This window comes from Mycobacterium sp. NPDC003449, assembly GCF_053588415.1.
The window spans coordinates 1-2,634 of sequence record NZ_JBSFPX010000351.1 but is presented as its reverse complement, the minus strand read 5'-3'; the positions used below and the strand labels follow the sequence as shown (position 1 = coordinate 2,634).

The following is a 2,634-nucleotide window of genomic DNA, read 5'->3' as shown; positions in this document are numbered from 1 at the left end:
TCGCATTCCGGTTGATGTACAACACTCTTCGCGAGACCTACGAACCGGCGTTGCCCGCGCTGGCCACCATGATGGCCGAGGAGGTCGGCCGCCCGCAGGCCTACCACCGCATCGCCGATGCCGTCACCGCGGGCGATCCCGACGCGGCCCGGCGGGCGGCGCAGGATCTGCTCGCACCCGCCACCACAGCGCTGCTGGCCGCGCTCGACGCATTCGAGGAAAACCGATGACACCCAAAGGTTTCACGCTGCGCGACGCCGTATCCGAGTTCGGCAGACACCCCTCGCCATGGATGATCGCCGCGACCCTGGCGGTCTCGGGGTGCGCCCGGATCGCGGTCGGCGACTGGCGGCCGAGCGATGCGCTGGTGCCCGTCGTGGCGCTGGCGGCGTTCCCGTTCTTCGAATGGGTCGTGCACGTATTCATCCTGCACTGGCGCCCACGGTCTTTCGGCCCGGTGACGATCGATTCCATCCTGGCCCGTGACCACCGCAGGCATCACGTCGACCCCCGCGACATCCCGCTGATCTTCATTCCGTGGCGCGCGCTGCTGTGGATCCTGCCCGGTGCGGCCGCGATCGCCCTGTTCGCGTTCCCCCGGCTCGGCCTCGGACTGACGTTCCTGTGCCTGGTCGCCGCCCTCGGGCTGGGCTACGAATGGTGTCACTACCTGATCCACAGCGACTACAAGCCCAGAACCGCCGTCTACCGGGCGATCTGGCGCAACCACCGCAGGCACCACTTCAAGAACGAGCACTACTGGTTCACGGTCACCAGCTCCGGCACCGCGGACCGGGCGCTGGGCACCTACCCCGACCCGGCCTCGGTGCCGACGTCACCGACGGCCAGAAACCTGCACGCCGCTATGCCTGCACGATGATCGGGTCGCCCACGCTGACCTGGTTGAAGTACCAGTCCGCGTTGTCCGGGCTGAGGTTGATGCACCCGTGGCTCACGTTCTCGTAACCCTGCGAGCCGACCGACCACGGCGCCCCGTGTACGTAGACGCCGCCCCACGTCACCCGGACGGCGTCGTAGACCGTGAGCTTGTAACCCTCGGGATCGCTCAGCGGGATGCCGATGGTCCGTGAATCCATCACCACGACAGGCTCTTTGCCGAGTGCACTGAACGTCCCGGTCGGGGTCGGGTGCTTCGGCTTGCCCATCGAGGCCGGCATCTCACGGGCCACTTCACCGTCGATGCTCACGGTGAAGGTATGCGCGCTGATATCGGCGACGCCGACCACCTCGGAGCCCGTTTCGAAACTGGTCTTGACGCCGCCCGCGGACAGCGCGATGTTCGAGTGGGCCGGCCAGAACTGATCGGGCTTGAACTGCATGACATCGTCGCTGAGCCAGGTGAACTGCCCGGTCGGGGTCTTGGGCGAGGAAATGTGCAGGCTGTCCTCGGCGGCGTGCCGGTCGGTCACCGGAGCGGTGAAGGTCACGGTCACCGGTGCCACCACACCCACAACGGCACCCGCCGCGGGCTCGATCTTGGCGACCGTGCCCGGCGTACTGACGGCGGCCGCTGCGACGTTAACCGAGGCACTGACGGCAAGAAGGGCGATACCGACCGCGGCAAACGCTCTGCGCGCCGCACCGCGAACGGTGCTCGGCGCAGGCGATGGGGAACTCAGCATTTCTCCAGTGTAGGTCGTCGCGGCAGCGGCACCTGCCAGGCGCAGCCAGGGAGCGACGGACAGGACAGCTGATTCACCGGATATTCGACCCATGGTCGATTCATCGATACGGCAAGCCAGAACGTTTCATCCGGCCTGGCCACCGGTCGCGCGGGCGCCGCGGGGACGTGCCATCAGCGCGTACCCGAGACCGATGAACACCAGCGCCAGCAGGCCGACGTTGGCCAGCACCCCCCGGTTGCCGACCGAACCGGGATCCAGGAAGTAGTAGGGCACCCGGCGCCCGGCTCCGCTGAGCACCAGCAACGCGAGTACGCCGTAGGCGGCCGGATAAATCAGCCAGCTCAGTGGTTGCCACCACCGGAGCCGCCCCTGACCATCGCCCACCAGCAACCACTCCACGACGGCCAGCAGCGGCACCAGCACGTGCAGGAGCAGATTCGCCGGGGTGTAGCCCATACTCACCCCGGTGAGAAACAGATTCCAGATCAGCCCGGCCACCACGACGTAGACCACGACGGCACCGCGCAGCCCGGCCCTGGCATCGGCGCGCGGCGAAACCAGGGTCCACGCATAGAACACCGCGGCCAGCAGATTGGCCTGATAGGTGAACGTGATCAGCCGCCACCAGACTCCCGACCGGGTGGTGAACTCGACGAGCACGATGGCGACGACGACCGCCGCGATGATGCCGACCCGCAGCCCCGACCGCACCGCAGCTGCACTCACCGGATCGACAATAGCCGGACCTAGGGAACCGGCGGCGGCGGTTGGCCGGGGTCGACCGGCGCGGGCGGGGGTGCCGGCTCCTGCGGCGCGGGCTCCGGGGGCGGCGGCGGAGGCTCGGGAGGCGGTGGCGGAGGCGGCGCGGGCTCTGGAGGTGGCGGCGGCGGCGCGGGCTCTGGAGGTGGCGGCGGCGGTGGCTCCTGCGGTGGTGGCGGTGGCGCCTCGGGTTGCGGCGGAGGCGGCGGTGGCGCCTCGGGTTGCGGCG

General features: G+C 69.0%; 4 protein-coding genes and 1 pseudogene. 3 read left to right on the top strand and 2 right to left on the bottom strand.

Features of this window, described 5'->3' with window-relative positions; translation table 11 throughout:
• Positions 1-230: pseudogene (locus ACWDTP_RS38170) on the top strand (GntR family transcriptional regulator); the annotation flags it as partial.
• On the top strand, positions 227-880 hold the full coding sequence (locus tag ACWDTP_RS38165) for a sterol desaturase family protein (protein WP_450028400.1): 654 nt from the start codon (positions 227-229) through the stop codon (positions 878-880). The pseudogene ACWDTP_RS38170 and the gene ACWDTP_RS38165, both read left to right, overlap by 4 nt.
• Here ACWDTP_RS38165 and ACWDTP_RS38160 read toward each other — a convergent pair.
• Both ACWDTP_RS38160 and ACWDTP_RS38155 read right to left on the bottom strand, forming a co-directional pair.
• On the bottom strand, positions 864-1,643 hold the full coding sequence (locus tag ACWDTP_RS38160) for a L,D-transpeptidase (protein WP_450028399.1): 780 nt from the start codon (positions 1,641-1,643) through the stop codon (positions 864-866). The genes ACWDTP_RS38165 and ACWDTP_RS38160 overlap by 17 nt on opposite strands.
• A gap of 126 nt (positions 1,644-1,769) precedes the next feature.
• The gene (locus tag ACWDTP_RS38155) at positions 1,770-2,372 is read right to left on the bottom strand and encodes a Pr6Pr family membrane protein (protein WP_450028398.1); all 603 of its coding nucleotides are present in this window, start codon (positions 2,370-2,372) and stop codon (positions 1,770-1,772) included.
• Between the two features lie 70 nt (positions 2,373-2,442).
• On the opposite strand from ACWDTP_RS38155, the gene ACWDTP_RS38150 reads away from it, so the two are divergent.
• Positions 2,443-2,634, top strand: a 192-nt coding sequence (locus ACWDTP_RS38150; RefSeq protein ID WP_450028397.1) for a hypothetical protein, incomplete at its 3' end; no start/stop codon positions are given.

What these genes read in the sequence shown, in the direction of transcription:
- ACWDTP_RS38160 (WP_450028399.1), bottom strand. Translation starts at nt 1,643, where the DNA reads ATGCTGAGTTCCCCATCGCCTGCGCCGAGCACCGTTCGCGGTGCGGCG.
- ACWDTP_RS38165 (WP_450028400.1), top strand. Translation starts at nt 227, where the DNA reads ATGACACCCAAAGGTTTCACGCTGCGCGACGCCGTATCCGAGTTCGGC.